Here is an 18947-nt window from a genome sequence, read left to right on the forward strand (position 1 = left end):
TTAGGCGCTTTAACCATAACAGATTGGGGCTCTTTTTGTACACCCAAAGGGTGTTAAAATAAAACAAGATAAACACCGTCACAAAAGTGTTTATCTTGTTTTTTCAAATAAGTATGAATTATCCAGGTTAATGGTAAAAATGTAAATTCTTTGTTTTTGCTACTAAACAAATCGGGTCTTTTAAAAAATGATATGATGAAAATCTAGTTTTTTCTTACTGACATCATAAATCGTTACTTTTCAAACCAACACAAAAAGAGGTGCCGCAGCACCTCTTCTCAAAATCTATTTTAATTCTTTTAATTAAGCGTGAATCGGCAACCCTAGCGCCAATTCTGCTGCGTCCATAGCAGCTTCTGCTAAAGAAGGATGGGAATGAATAGTCAAAGCAATATCCTCAGCATTCATACCTGATTCAATCGCCAAACCAAGTTCCGCAATCACATCACTAGCACTTACACCAGCAACTTGTGCACCCACCAGAACATTGTCATTCTTAGTTGTCACTAAACGGACAAACCCTTCCGTTTGGTTTAATGACAGCGCACGCCCGTTGCCTGCTAGCGGAAACTTCACTGCTTTCACATCTAAACCGGCTTCTTTGGCCTCTTTTTCAGTATAGCCGACGGTTGCCAGTTCGGGATCAGTAAACGCTACTGCAGGCATTCCGATATAGTCTACAGCGACTGGTTTGCCAGAAATCGCTTCAGCAGCAATCTTGGCTTCATAACTGGCTTTATGTGCAAGAGCTGCACCGGGAACGATGTCGCCGATAGCAAAAATACTTTTGATATTCGTACGTCCTTGCTCATCCACAATGACATAGCCTCGATCGTTCATTTCAATGCCGGCAACTTCTAAGCCAAGATCATCGGTATTTGGACGACGACCGACCGTGACCATCACATAATCAGCATCGATTTTTTCTTCCTTGCCATTCGCTTCATAAGTCACAGTAACACCTTCGCCATTATCGACCGCTTCTTTTGCCATCGCGTTGGTAACCACTTTGATTCCTTTTTTCTTAAATGATGTTTCAACTAAGCGAACCATGTCTTTTTCAAATGTCGGCAAAATCTGTGGTGAACCTTCAAGGATGATTACTTCCGCACCTAAATTTGCATAGGCGCCCCCTAATTCTGCCCCAATAACTCCGCCGCCAACAATCACCAGCTTTTTCGGTACTTCTGTTAGATTCAAGCCGCCTGTGGAATCAATGATGCGTCCGCCAAACTTAAAGCCTTTAATCTCAATTGGTCTGCTTCCTGTTGCTACGATAGCATTGTTAAAGGTATAAGTTTGAGCGCCATCTTCATGAATGACTCGCAATGTATGTTCATCATTGAAAAAAGCTTCTCCTTCAATAATCTCAACTTTATTTTTCTTAAGAAGACCTTTCACACCACCGGTCAATTTAGCAACAACTGTATTATCTTTCCAGTCTTGTGTTTTAGCAAAGTCTAGTGTTACATTCTCTGCTGTAACACCAAAAATATCTGAATCAAGTGCATCTTGGTACTTATGCCCTGCACTGATTAACGCTTTGGAAGGGATACATCCAACGTTTAAACAGACACCACCGATATATTCCCGCTCAATAATAGCAACTTTTTGTCCCATTTGAGAGGCACGAATTGCTGCGACATATCCGCCAGGACCAGCGCCAATGACCACTGTATCCAATTCTAAAGCAAAATCTCCTACTACCATACGTCACTCACCTTATCCTTCCATCAATAATAATTCTGGATCTGCCAGCAATCTCTTAATATTATTCATTGCCTGCTGAGCAGTAGCACCATCCACGATACGGTGATCGAAACTCAGTGACAGCTTCATCATACGTCCTACAGCTAATTCTCCCTCAGCATTGACAATAGGTTCCTGTTTGATTGTACCTACACCTAAGATCGCAACTTCCGGGTAATTGATGACCGGCGTAAACCACGCACCGCCAACTGAGCCGATATTAGTGATAGTAACAGTACCATTGCGCATATCCGCAGCGCCTAGTTTGCCTTCATGAGCCAAAGCTGCTTTTCCGCTGATTTCGTCTGCAATATCAAACATACTCTTCATGTCAGCTTGTTTGATGTTTGGTACGTACAAACCATGCTCAGTGTCTGTGGCAATTCCGATATTATAGTAATGTTTATAAACGACTTCGTTTGTTGTGTCATCAATTGAAGCATTTAACACTGGATATTTTTTCACTGTTGCCACTAAAGCTTTCACAACATACGGCAAGAATGTTAGTTTAGTGTCACGTGCAGCTGCAATATCTTTAAACTTCTTACGGTGATCCCATAATTGAGACACTTCCACATCATCGTGCAAGGTCACGTGTGGTGCTGTGTGCTTACTATTAACCATTGCCTTAGCAATAGCTTTTCTTGTCATACTCATTGCTTCACGGGTTTCCTGTTCAGGCATTCCCACAAATGGCTGTGCAGCTGCTGGAGCCGTTGAAGACACCGGTGCCTGCGTTTGTGCCGGAACTTCAGAAGAAACAACTGTTGCCTGAGCTGGTGCCGCTTGACCGTCTTGGGAGAAGGTATCAATATCTTCACGAACGACTCTTCCGCTTTTTCCAGTCGGTGTCACTAATGAAATATCTACGCCTTTTTCACGTGCATACTGACGGACAGATGGCATAGCCAAAACAGATTTAGAAGGTGTGCCGGTAGCTGACCCAGTTGAAGCATTTTTTGATTCCGGTGCAGAAACGGCTGTTTCAGCAGGAGCTGCTGCTGCGGATTCTGACACTACGACTGAATTATGTCCTGGAGCATCGATTTCAATCAGTACGTCTCCGACATTTGCTACTGTGCCTTCTGGTGCAACGATACGCACCACTTTACCTGTCACAGGAGAAGGGATTTCCTCCACTGACTTATCATTTTGTACTTCTAACATTACATCGTCTTCATTGATGGTGTCACCTTCTTTAGCGAACCATTTGACGATTTCTCCTTCGGCAATACCTTCGCCGATGTCCGGTAATTTAAACTGGTAGACAGCTTGACTTCCTGTATCAGATGTCGCTGGAGCGGCTGTTTCAGCTACTGAAACATCTTCCGGTTCATCATCCTCATGACCCGGTGCATCGATTTCAATCAGTACATCCCCCACGTTTGCTACTGTTCCTTCAGAAGCCACTATTTTTAAGACTTTACCTGTCACAGGAGAAGGGATTTCTTCCACAGATTTATCATTTTGTACTTCCAGCATCACATCGTCTTCATTGATGGTGTCACCTTCTTTAACAAACCATTTGACGATTTCTCCCTCGGCGATGCCTTCGCCGATATCTGGTAATTTAAATTTAAAAGCCATGCTATTGATCTCCTTTTCTAATGAATACTATGGATTAAAATTCGTAAATTTCTCTAACTTTTTCTTCAATATCCTTTGCATTCGGCAACCATGAACCTTCAGCTTGTCCAAAAGGAAAAATTGTATCAGGAGCAGATACGCGTCCAATCGGTGCCTCTAATGAAAGAATCGAACGTTCAGAAATTTCAGAAACCACTTGTGCACCCACACCACCTTGTTTCTGGGCTTCTTGAACCACGACCACACGACCTGTTTTCTCAACAGAAGAGATGATCGTCTTAACATCCAAAGGAGCAACAGTACGCAAATCGATAATTTCAACATTGATGCCGTCTTTTTCCAAAACTTCAGCTGCTTTCAACGCTTCACGAACCATAGCACCATAAGTAATGATCGAAACATCAGTACCTTCTTTTGTCACCGCTGCTTTATCCAACGGTACAGTATATTCTCCTTCAGGTACTTCTTCACGGAAAGAACGATATAGTTTCATATGCTCTAGGAAAACCACCGGATCATTGTCACGGATAGCTGAAATCAAAAGACCTTTCGCATCGTAAGGATTACTTGGAATCACTACACGAATTCCGGGAGACTGTGCAATCAAGCCTTCAAGGTTGTCAGCATGCATCTCAGGTGTGTGAACGCCTCCGCCAAACGGCGCCCGGATGGTTATCGGCATTTGGCGAGTGCCTCCCATACGATAACGAGTACGAGCCATTTGACCGATAATTTCATCAAAAGCTTCAAAAACAAAGCCGAAAAACTGTATCTCAGGGACTGGACGGTAGCCTTCCAAAGCTAAACCAAAAGCTAAACCGCCGATGCCTGACTCTGCTAAAGGCGTATCAAACACGCGCTCTTTACCAAATTTTTCTTGTAAACCTTCCGTGGCACGGAATACTCCGCCATTATTCCCAACATCTTCACCAAAGACTAACACATCTTCGTTTTTTTCAAGTTCAATTGCTAATGCATCTGTAATTGCTTGAATCATAGTTTTTTGTGCCATGTCTACTTCGACTCCTTCGCTTTGTAAATTTCAATTTGTTCTGCTATGTTCTGAGGTGCCACTTCAAACATTGATTCTAAAAATTCAGATACTTTTTGTTTTGGTGCGGCATCTGCCTCTTTGATTGCTTGGGCAATTTCTTCTTTTGTCTGGTCAATGATTTCTGTTTCTTTTTCCTCAGACCACAAACCCTTTCCAGTCAAATAAATCCGCAAACGATTTAACGGGTCACGTTTTTCCCAGTAATCTTCTACATCTTTTGTACGATATCTCGTTGGGTCATCCCCAGACAATGTGTGCGGACCATAGCGGAATGTCAATGTTTCAATCAAAACAGGACCATTGCCTGCGAGTACCCATTCCCGTGCTTGTTTCGTTACAGCATAGACTGCCAATGCATCCATACCGTCTACTTGAATACCGGGAATTCCTGCTGCAACAGCTTTTTGTGCCAATGTTTCAGCAGCCGTTTGCGCTTCTCGAGGGGTAGAAATAGCATAGCCGTTATTTTGTATGAAGAAAAGTGCATTCGCTTTATAAGCGCCAGCAAAGTTGACACCTTCGTAGAAGTCTCCTTGAGAAGATCCTCCGTCACCTGTATAAGTTACAACTAACGCTTGTTTGCCTCGCTTTTTCAATCCTAGGGCTACTCCAGCAGCTTGAACGTACTGGGCACCAATAATGATTTGCGGCGGCAACGCATTCAAATCAGGAGCATATTTGCTGCCGTCAACATGGCCACGTGACCATAAAAAAGCATCTCTCAATGACAAACCGTGTTGAATTAATTGAGGTACATCTCGGTAACCCGGTAAAACATAGTCTTCTTTAGACAACGCAAAGTGACTAGCCAACTGACTAGCTTCTTGTCCTGCAGTCGGTGCATAAAAACCTAGTCGTCCTTGACGGTTTAAAGCAGTGGAACGTTGATCCAACACACGTGCCCAAACCATTTTACTCATTAAGTCCACAAGTTCCTCATCAGATAAATCCGGCATCAAGTCAGGATTAGTCACTTTTCCATTTTCATCCAACACTTGCAGTGTGGAAAATTCTTGATTAATTACCTTCAATTGTGCTTCAAAATCAATCGTGTTTTTCTCTTTCTTCGCCATAGCTACACAATCCTCTCTTTTTCTTTTCATTAAGTCACAAAACAGATCAGCGAACTGTATCATTTTTATGTTTTCACATTCTCAATTTATCATGATGAAATAATTTATGCAAGCATTACGCTTCAACTGAACTGACTTTACGATACTGCTGAAAAGCTTTAAATAACCGTTGTTTGTGAAACATTAAACATGTTAATGTTTCTTTTCATTATTTCCTCCTTACTTATTAATTTTCTTTGTTTGTACTATTACATAAAACAAAAACTGTTATAGTATTTTTCGAAACAGTTTGTCAGCCAACTCAGACTGTCAATGAAAATCAAAGGATGCAAGATTGCTTTTTAAATATAAAAAAGCCAAACAGTCAAAGTCGCTGTTTAGCCTTTTCTGATGTTAGTGAGCCGCTAAGAATCATTGAAAAACTCACATTGCTAGAGTTGATCTTCTCTTTCAAAATTCTTTTTATAACTTTTTTCATACCAAATCTATACTTTTTTAAATATATTATTATTTAATCTCGAATGAGCAACTCAGCAAAGTTGCTTTTTTCCCCTAAAAATATTTCCTTCTTCGATTATGTTTGACTATGAAGGAATAATTGTGACACAAATCACATCAATCATGTTTAAAAGGAAACAACTATCTGTTAACTGTTTAAAAAAATTTACACATTTCAGAATATTTTCATCGGCAGTTAAAATGTCTGTCAGAAGAGATAAGCATCTAGTCTTTGCTATACCCTATTTTCTGCCATCACACCAACTAAACTATGAGGGACATAACTTTCCTCTAGATATTCAATTTCCTCTTTAGTTAAAGATACATCCACTGATTTCACTGCGCCTTCTACATGATGTAGTTTTGTAGCCCCTACTACTGGGGAAGTGGTCTTTGTTAACAGCCACGCAAGGGAAATCTCTGTCATGGAAACATTCTTTTCAGAAGCCAGCTTCGCAACTCTTTCGATAATGACATGATCATATTTCTCCATGTCGCTGTATTTCATTTTTGCATAGCTGTCTTCAACCAAACGTTTGGACGTTTCACCGGGATGCTTCGAAAGTCGTCCGCCAGCCAATGCACTGTACGGGGTCAAGGCAATATTTTCTTCTTTGCAATAAGGAATCATTTCCCGTTCTTCTTCTCGGAAAATCAGATTATAGTGTCCTTGCACAGAGACAAATCTAGCAAAGCTTTCCCGTTCTGCTAATGCATTGGCTTTAGCCAGCTGCCACGCAAAGCAATTGGAAATCCCAATATACCGTGCTTTCCCTGACTTCACCACGTTATTCAATCCCTCCATAATTTCAAAGAGGGGGGTATGATAGTCCCACATATGATAAATATATAAGTCGACATAATCCATCCCAAGGTTTGTGAGACTTTTGTCGATCATTTTCTCGATATGCTGCTGTCCGGAGACGCCGGCTGCAATCTCTTCCTGTGTACGAGGAAGAAATTTTGTTGCAACAACAACCTCCTCACGTGGAGCATAATCACGTAAAGCTCTTCCTAAATACTGTTCACTGGTTCCTCCCTGATACGCAAGTGCCGTGTCAAAAAAATTAATTCCTAATTCCAAGCCTCGTTTGATAATTTTACGGGAATCCTGCTCGTCAATCGTCCACGTATGCTGCCCTCTTCCTGCTTCCCCAAATCCCATACATCCCATACAAATGCGAGATACATTCAAATCTGAATTTCCTAATTTAATATAGTTCATTTTTTCCTCTCCATCCGATAGTACTAGACTGCCTAATTACTACATTATTTTTTCAAAAACAATCTCAGCCCAATTTAAAAGCAGAGTATTACAACCATTGTTGGAACACTTTTCGTGTATTTTGACGCAAGGTATCTAAGACAATTATCAACCTATATACCTTCCCGCTGAGGAATAGCTAGCACGCTTTTTGGCTACTCCTGCTAACAGGTTTGCGACGCTTTGATTTCTATTTCTTTTTTTTAGAATAAACTATTGATATGAATCGATAAATTCGATGAGTTTATCCATATTTTGATACAACATTTCCGGCTGTATATCAACCTTTTTTGAAACTATCTCTGTTAGTTTCCTTTCAAAGAAATTCAACTTATCTGGTTGAAGTTTCCCGCCAAAGTTGGTCCTGTATTTTGCAGAGTCATAAATTTTCTTTGGAAAACCATCTTGAATATATTTTTCTGCATCCCCAGGTATCATACAACACACGAATAAGGCCAGATTTTTGGTGGCAAGTTTATCCGTATTTTCTTCTAAGAAAACTTTGATTTTTTTATTTGTCTTACCGACATACACTGGACTTCCGATAATCACCCAATTAAATTCGTCATAATCAATTTTAGATGTTGTATTGATATTTACAACCGTCACATCGTGTTTAAAGTTATCTGCAAGATATGTGACACATTCCTCAGTAAATCCGTATTTGCTGGAATAAATAATAAGGCTCTTCATTTATCTTTTCCTCTTTCCTTGATTGGGTTTTCAACCATTTGTCGTATCATATGACTGTTAGTTCATGTTATATATTCCAAAGTAATACATTGTTTGTTGCAAGAGGATAGTAGCAAAAAATGCAGCGGCTAATCAAAATAGAAAAACTTGTTTTTGTCATAAATAGTTGGACTATTAAACGGATTTTTTTGGTTTTACATCATTTTCCACTTCCTTTGACCATACCATACATAAGAATATCAACAAACATTTCCACCAATTCTTCCCAATTATCTAGAAGATATAATTGGTTTTCGATAGCATTCATCCCAAAACCGATGAGTGCTGTTATAATCATCCAGTAAGAATGGCTGTCCAGTTGTCGGAGAACATCTTCGGAGTAACCTTTTACGAGCAGCTGGTGCAATAAATTTTCGTTATTTTTATCATCACTTTTCATTTTAAACATTGTATTCGAACCGCTTTTGATAAACGCTTTTCCCATTTCTGGATAGCTGGTCATGCTAAAAATAAATTGCATGAAAGAATATTTTAACTGCTTATCAATTGTCAGATGTTTATTTTTATTCACAGTATTGGTGACATCCATGACCATTTTTTCGTAAATTTCAATTCCTATATCCTCAGCAATTTCAGCTTTATTTTCATAATAAATATAGATGGTTGTTGGAGAATAACCAATCAACTCTGCAATCTTCCTCATTGATAATTTTTCAAAACCATCCTCATTGATAATTTTTATACCGGCATCTAAAATCAACTTCTTCATTTTCTCTTTTTCAAGCGTGCGCCTTTTTTCCATAGTCATTATTTACCTTCCCATTAACACTGTTAATATAGTTAACATCGTTAATGTATCACCACTTTATATTTACGTCAAGAGATAGCCTGTGTATTATCTTATGATTGGTGATTATTTATGAAGAAAAACATAGCAACAAGATTGTTTTATTTTCAACTCTTAAGTCATTTCATAAAATAAGGTGAGAATACTTTCTACCTAATGCCTACTGAATAATTGAGCTAATTTCATAATTCCAAAGCCTTATGGCAAAAGGGTTCAAATGAAATAAAAATAGGGAACCTCCCCATTTTTGATATAATGTAGTTACTACAACAACATCATCAAAAAGGAGTGTTTCCCTATGACCATTATACAACAACCAACATTTATTGACATAGAAATCTTAATGACCCTAGATATAAAAGAACGACATGCCCAAATCTTCTCCCCAATTGATTTTTATCCAATCATTTCCTTGTTTCAAAAAAGAAAATCAACGAGGTGCCCCGGTTTCTATCAATTACGAAGCAAGCATTAGAGCGATGATCACTCGTTACATAGAAGGTATCCCATCAGTTAAAGCCCTCGTTCGAAGACTAAACGAAGATGTTGCCTTTAAACTAAGTTTAGGGTTTCTTTACTCTGAGCGTGTGCCTTCAGAAGCAACATTTTGTAGAATGATGAAAAAATTAAGTAACCAGCCCACTGTTTTGAATCAATTGAATGATGAATTACTTTCTAAAATAAATCAAGAATTTAATGTTTTTTCTGAAGAGGTTGCCATTAATGCGACAGCTGTTAAAGCTCATTCCAAGTCTAAAAAAACCGAGAATACCAAAGTATCATCGACAGTAAATCAAAAAAACATGTCAGTGAAGAACGACTTCTTGAGCTGCCTATGTATCCTTCATGGGGAGTTAAATCCAATAGCCAAGGGAGACATAATTACTGGTTTGGGTATAAAGCTCATTATGCAACCACTGCAAGCACACACTATTTACTGGCTGGAATAACCACGTCGGCATTTATTGCAGATGTGAGTGTGGCCATCCCATTAATGGATAAGATTGCTAGTTTGGGTGTAAAAAACACGTTTGTCTTAATGGACAAAGGTTATGACCCCCAAGCCATCTATGAAAAAGCACATGATCTTAGTTTTGAGCCTATCATAGATTTAAAAAGAGTTCCTAAAAATGATGGAGAAATTGATAGCTTTTACGCTCCTACATGTGTTTTAGAATATAGCTATCAGTATGAGAGCTTTGATAAACGCTATTATGCCTTAAAATTCAAACGACCAGAAACCCGTTGCCGGGATTGTCCACTGAATAATGAAGGTTTATGTCAGAAAGTCATTAAAATAAAACAAGGGACAGATGTCAGAAAATATGCTCATCCTAGACGAGGGTCATTAGCGTGGAAAAAGCTGTATAAGAAACGGTCATCGGCAGAGCGTGTAAACGCCTATTTAAAAGAAAACTATCAACTAAATAATACGAACTATTATAAAGCCAGTCGAGTGGTCGTTGAACATCAATTGATCCAATTAGCTTACAACTTAAAAACATTTTGCCAGCAGAAATTAATCAAAAATAAATAGTCATATCTTTTCAAAAAAAGGTACTTTTGAAATTGGATGAGTGTTTACTTTTTGAAAATCTGAATTATGAAATTAGCTCACCTAGTTTTTTAAAAAAAAATTACTATCTTTTTCTATAATAATTGATTTTATTTGATTTTCCAATCAATGTAGTTTTGCTTTTAGAACAATATTGCATAAAATAATAGAAAAGAGAGACGCGCATAAACCTATCTCCCTTATACCATTAACACAAAGTCTGGAGTAGGAATAAGAAAAAAAGCCCTAAAGACCTTTGTTTATCGGTCTTTAGGTTTTTTTTGTACGACTGCATCAATTTTGCAACCAATTTACTAATCTGAAAATTTATCTCTTACAGAATTATATAGATGAAATATGCTTTGTCGTATTTAGGAAGTTTATGACATATTTTTTTAATTGGTCAAATTCCCCTTGGAATGTGACTATATTCATGATAACTTCTTTTGCAATCTCTTTTGGGAAATCTGTTGTATACCCGTTTGATTTTAAAAAAACGTCCATGCTGATCCATGCGGTCCTTTTATTGCCATTATAAAATGGGTGTTTTGTTGCCAAGTTGATCAATAGGATTGCTGCTTTAGAAATAATATCAGGATATATTTCTTTACCAAAAGCTTCTAATCTGGGTTGTGACACACACATTTGCAGTGCTCCTGGCTCCTTAACACCTAGCTGTTCTTTGGCGGAATATTTTACAATGACCAAAGTGTTGATTCGTATAATTGTCTCTTCTGTTAAATACACTGGTTTAGCCATATGCTCTCCTTTACATATCAACAAGATCTTCTAATAGTTCATGGTACTGGTTGATAGAATCATCTATTAAGGCCTCAATGTCAATTTTTGGTTCCTTTTTAACAATTTTTACAACGCTGTTTTCGACCACGAATGCCACTGTATCTCCTTCTTCTATGTCGAGGATTTCTTTAACTTTTGAAGGTATTGTTACCACATCACTATTCCCAGATCTCCTGACTTTATATCCAGTTAACTTTGCGTCTTCAGTCTTCATCATGACTAGGGCACCCCTTTTCTTAATTTAATTAAGTGTTTTCTGTATATACAGAGTAAAGGATGTGAGTATATTTGTCAAGTAATCACTGTATAAAAGTATATACTTTTTGGTTTACGTTTCAAAGACGTTAAAAAAACAAACCCTCTCACAGGTTTGCTCTTAATATTTTTTAAATTCTGAATATTTCTTTACTAACATTAGTCTTGCTGCCAATGACGTGTCAGCTTTGTCACCCAATCAGGCTATTTTCACTGGTTAATCTTTTTGTTGAAAGTATTGCCGTCATTATAGATAATAGGATAGAACAAGCAGTTCTCCTTTTGGTCCTTCAACACGTACTCCTTCATCTTTAAATCCGCAAGTCAAATATAATTTTTGCGCCACAGTATTGCGAACATTTACCGCTAATACAACTTCATTAACTGCAGGATGTTTTTCTAACATGTATTGAGGAAGGAGTCTCAAAGTTTTTTTGGCATACCCTCTTTTGATATATCTGGAATCTGTCGAAAAACTGCGCAATAACATTGAAGCACTGTTGTCTGTGCATTTTAATCTTTCGGTTCCCTCGTCCAAAACAAAAAATGTGACTTACTTTTTCTCATCTAAACATAAAACCGAGTGATGGTGTTTATTTTTGAGAGATAGTTCAACATTTTCCTGTGGTGTTGAAGTAAAATAGCTCATCTCAGTCGTCAGAAAATAATCTTCTATCTCTTTTTGATATGTTGATTCATACTCTATTAATTTCATTATTTCTCCTCAGAAAACTTCAGATTCTTTCATTTTCCCATAGTATACTACGAGTCTCAGTTCAATACATCAAAATGCTGTCTTCTATTGTTTACGCTAGGCTTTCCACTATCAGGTTCTTTGTTTAATGGGTTGTTCCGCCTGTCATTTTAATGTCTGTATCGTTATCCACAATTGCTTCAATGGCATAAACAAGCCCTTCAACAATGACATCTAAAGACATGCTGGGTATCCCATTTTTATCAATCACTTGTTCAGGAAGGAAAGGAATATGGATAAAACCAGAACGTTTTCCCGGGAATTTCGTCTGGACTAAATGTTGCACACCATAAGTGACATGGTTGCAAATAAATGTTCCTGCCGTATTAGAAATCGAAGCAGGAATGTTCCCTGCTCGAATATTCGCAACCATAGCTTTGATCGGCAAGTTGACAAAGTAAGCTGCTGGCCCATCTTCACAAACAGGCTCATCTATTGGCTGGTTGCCTTCATTATCAGGGATTCGGCAATCATCCACATTGATTCCTATCCGCTCCACTATAATGTCTGGTCGTCCTCCAGCCTGTCCAACGGAAAGTATCACGTCTGGATTGTGTTTCGCAACCGCCTCTTCTATTTTAGCAAGTGATTTTTTTACTACCGTCGGAATTTCCAACGTGATGATTTGTGCTCCATTGATTATTTCAGGCAATCTTTTAACTGATTCAATGGCTGGATTCACTGGCTCTCCTCCAAATGGATCAAATCCTGTGACTAATATTTTCATTTATTTCCTCCCAAAATACTTATAGCAATCTGTATCAATAACGTGATTTTAGCAAATATTTCTTCCGAAAACTAGCTATCTAAAACACAATGACCCCAGAAGTCAGATGAAAATTGACTTCTGGGGGTACGCCATAAATGTTTTTATTCCTGCTATTAAAACTTTTTTCTTCTAAGGCAACTTATTGCCCGCAGCACGGTACAATTCATACCAGTCCTCACGACTTAGCTGAATATCTGCCGCGTCTGTCACTTCTTTGACACGCGTTTCAGTCATTGTGCCAATAATGGTTTGAATATTAGCTGGGTGACGACTGATCCACGCGACAGCCAAACCTGTTTTAGTCACACCGTATTTGTCAGCCATTTTCTCCATGACATCATTTAACTCTTTGAATTTTGGATTATCTATAAAGACACCTTCAAAGAAACCGTACTGAAACGGCGACCACGCTTGAATCGTCACGTCATGAAGACGGCAATATTCAAGAATGCCTCCGTCTCGATTGATGGCTGGATCGATTTGCATGTTCACATTAAATCCTGCATCAATCATCGGTGTAAATGTCATACTTAGTTGCAGCTGATTAACGATGAGAGGAATATTTTCTTGATCAAGATATTTTTTCAACAACCTCATTTGTCCGGGATTTTGATTGCTCACGCCAAACTGTCTGACTTTACCAGCTTTTTTTAATGCAACAAAAGCTTCTGTAACTTCTTCTGGTTCCATCAAGGTGTCAGGCCGATGCAGTGCCAGTACATCTAAATAATCTGTGTCCAGTCTTTCTAAAATACCGTCCACAGCGGACAAAATATGTTTTTTGGAAAAATCAAAAAATCCAGGGCGAATGCCGCACTTCGATTGCAAGAAAATATCTTCCCGCTTAATAGAAGTTTCCTTAAACCCTGAAGCAAATTTTTCTTCACATTCTCCCTTTCCATAGATATCTGCATGATCAAAGAAGTTTATTCCTTGTGCCACCGCATGTTCTAAATAACGGCTGATTTCAACCGTTTCCAATTTAGTCATGCGCATACAGCCAATGGCAATTTGTGAAGCTTTCATGTCGGCATTTCCACCAAGTTCCAAATACTTCATTTCGCTAACCTCAACTTTCCTCTGCTTAAGATTGATATTTATTCTGAATAATCTCCTGTTTGTCTAATAGCTGAAGCGACACACGATTAACAAACAACCGGATTTCCTTGCGTGCGTATGCATACTTCCGTAAAAGCAAATTGGAGACAATACTGCTCAAAAATTTGATAAACAAGGACATAAGATCCGCTTGTCTGATACTATACCTAGAAAAATCTGCTGCTAGAAACTCATCGACTATGGTCATCATGAGCTCTCGGTAATAGTGATTTTTCTGAAATATTAAAATCTCTGTCAGCAAATCTTTTATCAGATACTCTTGTTCTTCCGTCTTTTGTACTTCGGTTAGCTTTTCTGTCAGAGGTAAAATTTTTTCTTCAGAAAAAATTTGTTCCCATCTCTCAACGTCAAACATATATTGACTAAACAATAATTCAAAAACTTGCATGCGATCTATAAATTCTTGTTGGGTCAAGTTTTTTTCTCGCACGAAGGCACCTTTATTGGGTCTTATCTCAAGGTAGCCTAAGGATTCAAGTTTCTTAAAGGCCGCACGCACAGGGGAGCGACTCACATTCAGCTCTAGAGCAACATCAACCTCATTTAATTTCATTTTCGGTGTTAATTTTCCGTTAGTTATTTGTGTCATAAGATAGTCTAGAACCCGTGTTTCTGCTTTTTTTTTCCCCATAGTTTTTCCTTTCGGTTATTGTTTTAATCACTCCAAATCTGAGACTGAATCACTTTAGCAATACTATCTGATAACTCACTTGCTGGGATGTTCACAACACCCATCAATTCATCTTTACGCGTCATCTCACGTCCAAAAAAGTGAAAGTACCAGTCAGGCTGATAAGGAATCTGCCCCAGTGCACGACTATATTCACGACCTGTCACTTTAAGTGTCAGCCATTTCCCATGATGTTTCATCTGAGGTATCGGCCAGCCGCAAATCCCTCTGATGTGTGCATCATAGTGCGAGAGCGAACATCCCTGTTCGCTGTAAAATCCATCAGTTTCTGGGATAGAAGTGATGGAGTTTACATAAATCGTTCCCACATCATTGACAAACATCTTAATATTTAAAATGCCCTGAACGTGAAGTGTCACAGAGAGAATATCAGCAATACGATAAATTTCTTCTGCTGTTTCTTCTGGCAGATCCACTGAACCAACCGTACCTGACAACCGACTTGACAATGAGATTTTTTCTGCAATCGGGAAAAAGACAGGTTGAGCATCGCCATTACTTGCTACCATAACTGAAATTTCCCTAGCTTCAGAAATCATAGATTCCATCAAACAAGGACCATTCGAAATCAAAGGTATACAGTCAGTCAAATCTTCCAATCGATAAATCATTTTAACATTACTGGGATTCTCACGGTCATAAGCTGTTTTTAGCACGCAGGGATATCCAATTTGCTCCAACGCGTTATGGACATCCAGCATTGAGTAAACTTCTTGGTAGGGAGCAATATTTACGTTGCTTTCTTCTAAAAATCTCCGTTCTTTTATTCGGTCCTGAGCAAAAATAGCCGTCAATAACCCTTGAGGAATGGCTACCTTTTGATTTAGTGACACTAATAATTCTTCAGGAAGATTTTCATTTTCATAAATGACCACATCACATAATTCTGCCAGTCTTTTCAAGCCATTTTGACTTGTGACATCAGAAATAATCTGCCATGAAGCCACTTGCCCGGCAGGACAATTTTCATCTGGGTCGATTACACCAACTTCAATACCAATTTTTTGTGCTGAAATACACAACATTCTGGCAGTGTGTCCGCCGCCAATAATACCCAAAACCTGACCTGGAATAAACAAACTCGACATGTTGCCTCCCTACTCTGCTTCACATTTAAACTTCTATTTCCAATACTTCTCCTGCTTTTATCTAATCGTATGCAGACAGCTGATATGTTTCAATCACACTGATGATTTTACTGGCATAATCAGGGTCTGTCGCGTACCCGGCTCTTTCCAGCGCTAAGGAAGCTTCGCGATAATCCGGTGCACTTAATACGCCATGATAGAGAGTCGGGTCCCAAGAAACACCGTTGACAAAGAGCAAACTATGATCCCGCATCGAATCCGCCCAACTGTCATATACTTTGAAATTCCCGTCAATTTCAATCCACTGATTATTTTCAAATTCTTTTGTTTTTAATATAACTCCCTTACCTTCTTCATGATTCTTGACCCCAAAAAGGTTGTGGTATTTTGCCGCCAATTCACTGCGGCCCCAATCTGATTCTAGGATTGCCTGCCCTAAAATGATGCTGGGGAGCACACCGAACTCTTGCCTAAGAGACTGTGCGACTGGCACCAGCTCACTGATAAAGTCCTCTTTGCTTGTATCCGGCTCTTGGACTTCTGAAGTATTCCTATCTAAAAAAACAACACCGACCACATTTACTACGATTGAACTTAAACCAATCAAAGCAAAAAGAAACACCGCTAGTGTTATCAAATGTCTAAGATTTTTTTGTCGTTTCTTTTGACGTCGATTTTGACGTCTCACTTTCTTTTTTTTCATGTTGTTCATTTTCCAAAAGCTCAATATATTCCTCCAAAACTAATCCGTGAGTTTTCATATACTGGGCGTGTTCCTTTCCTATGTATCGTAAATGCCATGGTTCATACTGTATTTTGGTAATATCCTCTTTATCTTTTGGATAGCGGATAATAAAACCAAATTCTGCACAATGTTCATCCAACCATTTTCCTGCCTCAGTTTCACCAAATTCTCCGACCAGACCATTACCGCTGTCCAGCCATGTGACATCTAATACATCCAAAGCCAAGCCCGTATGATGCTCACTTGTCCCGGGCTTTGCCACGTAATCTTCCGTTAATTTTTGCGCTTCTTTTTTTGTACTTCCTTGATTTAAATTCTCAGATAAATTATCCTGATAGACTTGTTCCTGATAAGAAACTGAGCGATAAGCAGAAATAATTTTCAATGTGATCCCAGCTTTATTCGCTGCCTTTTCCATTGATTCATAAGGAGCCACAACAACTTCCGCAACTTCGTACCCCTCTGCCAACGGTTTTAAGGGCATCGTCAAATCTTCGTCTGTAAAGGAATGGTCACTATTAATCAATCTTAGACAATAATCTGATAAATCAGACTCTGGCAGTGTTTCTTTTTCGATTTCCTCCGCCGTTCCCTTAGAATAACTATATTTTTCAAAAATTGGCACGTCCAGCTGACGTTCTTTCAATTCTTTTAAATGAATAAAAAGGAAAAAACTTGCCAAGGCACTCAATACTATCAATATCTTTTTAGACATCTACTTCATCTCATTCTTCCTGCTCAGAATACAAATAGCTTTCTGTCAGATTTTCATTTACCCATTCTAATAAATCTACTGGCGAATCTTCAATTTGCCGTTGAATCATTGTTGGAAGATGGAAGGTCAAAATATCATCATACCCCCATGAATCATACTCCAGTGAGACTTTTAAGTGAATCATACTGTTAATTTTCCACGAACGTTCACGATGAGATTGAGAGTCCTTTTGGGTAATCAGCTCGACTGTAGCTTCTCCCGTTTGAATCCATTTTTTTGCAATAATTGTCTTTAGACGTTTATATTCTGAAACGATATAATTTCTTTTTTCAGGAAATAGTGCCGCTTGCCGAATCATCTTTTGAACAAGCATCCATTCATAATCTGAAAATAAATTTTTGATTTTCTGAACGGTCTCATTGTTTAGTGTGTTTCCGCCAAGTTTCCACTCTTCCCACCTTGCGGCTTCCACGTTTAAATAACTTTCGCAGAAATCCTGTTCTGTAGAAAACTGATTGTGAACCCGGTCAACAATAATTGCTACCAATGCTTGATGCATTCCTATCACCTCAATTATTATTTGCTTTCTTTCATCATAACAAATTTTTGGTTAAGTCTGTGTCAAATCCATTAAAATTTAAAGAAACTTTTCTTAATCTCTAAGAAATGTTCAAATTCAGTGAGAAAATAAAATAATTGTGCCCGATATTCAAATTCTTCACGGTTTTCCGGCAACTCGCTGCGACGGTAAAAATCATACACTTCTTCTAACCGTTCAAGTAATTCCGTCCCGTCATTTTCTTTTGAAAAACGATAAACAGTTTCCCGCAACAATCCAGCAATGATCCGCCCTTGACCTTGTTCCAAAGGTAAGACGCTTTGAATGACAGAATTCATTTTTTCAAGGGACTGAACTTGCAAGGCACGCATGGAAAAATAAGAGGCATAATAACTTTCATCCCTGAACAAAAAATTATCATCATGTTTTCTTGCCCATTCTTCTGACTGTTCCAGCGTATTTTTTAAAATAGCCAGCTTATTATCACAATTGCCGGATCTTTTAGCTTCAAGCAAATCTGCAAAGCTCGTTAACACTTGCGTCAGTTCCATATCGATTAACTCTTGTTTTTCCTTTAGTTTATCTTCTGTGTTTGGCATATAAAGATTCACTAATAATGCAAATCCTACCCCAATAATCAACAGCATATAGGCATTTTTTATCAACTGAAAATTAACATCACCTGCCATCAAAAATTGCGAGATCAGTACTGAACTGACTGGAATACCTTCGTTTAAATGAAAATGATTAGCTAAGACAATAAATATCAGCAAAAAAAGGCCAAAAGACAACGCGTGATAGCCTAAAGAAGGAAAAATCAGCCAAGCAATCAAGGCCGCGATACTTAGGGCTACCAATCTTTCGATTCCAACTCTGATCGTTGATTTTTTTGTTGCAGTCACACTGAGTAAAGCAATGATGCCCGCAGACGCTGGGTTCAATAACGCGAGTTGTTTGGCAACAAAAATAGCGGCTGTGGCACTGACTGCCGTTTTTATCGTTCGCAAACCAATTTTCATACAACGATCCCCTTTTCTATTCTCAAACTATTTTACCATGTTTTTTAATATTGGCTAGTCCCTGATTTTTTTAAAAAATTTTGTTATAGTATAAGTAGGAAAACAGGAAAGA

General features: G+C 38.4%; 21 protein-coding genes. 2 read left to right on the forward strand and 19 right to left on the reverse strand.

What is annotated here, in order from left to right:
- Positions 1-303: 303 nt before the first annotated feature.
- The 7 genes from lpdA to CBF29_RS10895 form a co-directional block, all read right to left on the reverse strand.
- Positions 304-1710 carry a dihydrolipoyl dehydrogenase gene (gene lpdA / locus CBF29_RS10865; RefSeq protein ID WP_126809754.1) on the reverse strand — a complete coding sequence of 469 codons (1407 nt, stop codon included), beginning with the start codon at positions 1708-1710 and terminating at the stop codon, positions 304-306.
- A gap of 12 nt (positions 1711-1722) precedes the next feature.
- The gene (locus CBF29_RS10870; RefSeq protein ID WP_126809755.1) at positions 1723-3336 is read right to left on the reverse strand and encodes a dihydrolipoyllysine-residue acetyltransferase; all 1614 of its coding nucleotides are present in this window, start codon (positions 3334-3336) and stop codon (positions 1723-1725) included.
- 34 nt (positions 3337-3370) lie between these two features.
- Complete coding sequence (locus tag CBF29_RS10875; protein ID WP_126809756.1) at positions 3371-4348, reverse strand: alpha-ketoacid dehydrogenase subunit beta; 978 nt, start codon at positions 4346-4348, stop codon at positions 3371-3373.
- A 2-nt stretch (positions 4349-4350) separates the two neighbouring features.
- Complete coding sequence (gene pdhA, locus CBF29_RS10880; protein ID WP_126809757.1) at positions 4351-5463, reverse strand: pyruvate dehydrogenase (acetyl-transferring) E1 component subunit alpha; 1113 nt, start codon at positions 5461-5463, stop codon at positions 4351-4353.
- Between the two features lie 733 nt (positions 5464-6196).
- A complete protein-coding gene (locus CBF29_RS10885; protein WP_126809758.1) occupies positions 6197-7186 on the reverse strand; it encodes an aldo/keto reductase in 990 nt (329 codons plus the stop codon).
- 252 nt (positions 7187-7438) lie between these two features.
- A complete protein-coding gene (locus CBF29_RS10890) occupies positions 7439-7918 on the reverse strand; it encodes a flavodoxin domain-containing protein (protein WP_126809759.1) in 480 nt (159 codons plus the stop codon).
- A 199-nt stretch (positions 7919-8117) separates the two neighbouring features.
- Positions 8118-8726 (reverse strand): TetR/AcrR family transcriptional regulator, encoded by a 609-nt coding sequence (locus CBF29_RS10895; RefSeq protein ID WP_126809760.1) that lies wholly within the window; start codon positions 8724-8726, stop codon positions 8118-8120.
- 407 nt (positions 8727-9133) lie between these two features.
- Between CBF29_RS10895 and CBF29_RS10900 the strand changes: the two genes are divergently transcribed.
- Together CBF29_RS10900 and CBF29_RS10905 are read left to right on the forward strand one after the other, a co-directional pair.
- Entirely contained in the window at positions 9134-9715 is a 582-nt protein-coding gene (locus CBF29_RS10900) for a transposase (protein WP_126809761.1), read from the forward strand.
- On the forward strand, positions 9601-10302 hold the full coding sequence (locus tag CBF29_RS10905; RefSeq protein ID WP_245987363.1) for a transposase: 702 nt from the start codon (positions 9601-9603) through the stop codon (positions 10300-10302). The genes CBF29_RS10900 and CBF29_RS10905 overlap by 115 nt, the downstream gene beginning before the upstream one ends.
- A gap of 360 nt (positions 10303-10662) precedes the next feature.
- On the opposite strand, the gene CBF29_RS10910 is transcribed toward CBF29_RS10905, so the two are convergent.
- From CBF29_RS10910 to CBF29_RS10960, 12 genes are all read right to left on the reverse strand, one after another.
- Entirely contained in the window at positions 10663-11079 is a 417-nt protein-coding gene (locus CBF29_RS10910) for a type II toxin-antitoxin system death-on-curing family toxin (protein ID WP_126809763.1), read from the reverse strand.
- A 10-nt stretch (positions 11080-11089) separates the two neighbouring features.
- The gene (locus tag CBF29_RS10915) at positions 11090-11338 is read right to left on the reverse strand and encodes an AbrB/MazE/SpoVT family DNA-binding domain-containing protein (protein WP_126809764.1); all 249 of its coding nucleotides are present in this window, start codon (positions 11336-11338) and stop codon (positions 11090-11092) included.
- 285 nt (positions 11339-11623) lie between these two features.
- Positions 11624-11866 (reverse strand): GNAT family N-acetyltransferase, encoded by a 243-nt coding sequence (locus CBF29_RS14055; RefSeq protein ID WP_245987364.1) that lies wholly within the window; start codon positions 11864-11866, stop codon positions 11624-11626.
- Between the two features lie 63 nt (positions 11867-11929).
- Positions 11930-12091, reverse strand: a complete 162-nt coding sequence (locus CBF29_RS14060) for a hypothetical protein (RefSeq protein ID WP_245987367.1) — start codon at positions 12089-12091, stop codon at positions 11930-11932.
- Between the two features lie 124 nt (positions 12092-12215).
- Positions 12216-12857 (reverse strand): pyroglutamyl-peptidase I, encoded by a 642-nt coding sequence (pcp, locus tag CBF29_RS10925; RefSeq protein ID WP_126809765.1) that lies wholly within the window; start codon positions 12855-12857, stop codon positions 12216-12218.
- 171 nt (positions 12858-13028) lie between these two features.
- The gene (locus CBF29_RS10930; RefSeq protein WP_126809766.1) at positions 13029-13958 is read right to left on the reverse strand and encodes an aldo/keto reductase; all 930 of its coding nucleotides are present in this window, start codon (positions 13956-13958) and stop codon (positions 13029-13031) included.
- A gap of 25 nt (positions 13959-13983) precedes the next feature.
- The gene (locus tag CBF29_RS10935) at positions 13984-14649 is read right to left on the reverse strand and encodes a GntR family transcriptional regulator (protein WP_126809767.1); all 666 of its coding nucleotides are present in this window, start codon (positions 14647-14649) and stop codon (positions 13984-13986) included.
- Between the two features lie 23 nt (positions 14650-14672).
- Positions 14673-15797: an ATP-grasp domain-containing protein gene (locus tag CBF29_RS10940; protein WP_126809768.1), complete on the reverse strand. Its 1125-nt coding sequence runs from the start codon at positions 15795-15797 to the stop codon at positions 14673-14675.
- 61 nt (positions 15798-15858) lie between these two features.
- Positions 15859-16500: a glycoside hydrolase family 73 protein gene (locus CBF29_RS10945; protein WP_126809769.1), complete on the reverse strand. Its 642-nt coding sequence runs from the start codon at positions 16498-16500 to the stop codon at positions 15859-15861.
- Complete coding sequence (locus CBF29_RS10950; RefSeq protein ID WP_126809770.1) at positions 16439-17257, reverse strand: M15 family metallopeptidase; 819 nt, start codon at positions 17255-17257, stop codon at positions 16439-16441. The genes CBF29_RS10945 and CBF29_RS10950 overlap by 62 nt, the downstream gene beginning before the upstream one ends.
- A gap of 10 nt (positions 17258-17267) precedes the next feature.
- Positions 17268-17816, reverse strand: a complete 549-nt coding sequence (locus tag CBF29_RS10955; protein ID WP_126809771.1) for a hypothetical protein — start codon at positions 17814-17816, stop codon at positions 17268-17270.
- A 71-nt stretch (positions 17817-17887) separates the two neighbouring features.
- Complete coding sequence (locus CBF29_RS10960) at positions 17888-18835, reverse strand: aromatic acid exporter family protein (protein ID WP_126809772.1); 948 nt, start codon at positions 18833-18835, stop codon at positions 17888-17890.
- Positions 18836-18947: the final 112 nt, after the last annotated feature.

The sequence above is a fragment of the Vagococcus elongatus genome, from assembly GCF_003987645.1.
Classification (GTDB): Bacteria; Bacillota; Bacilli; order Lactobacillales; family Vagococcaceae; genus Vagococcus_A; species Vagococcus_A elongatus.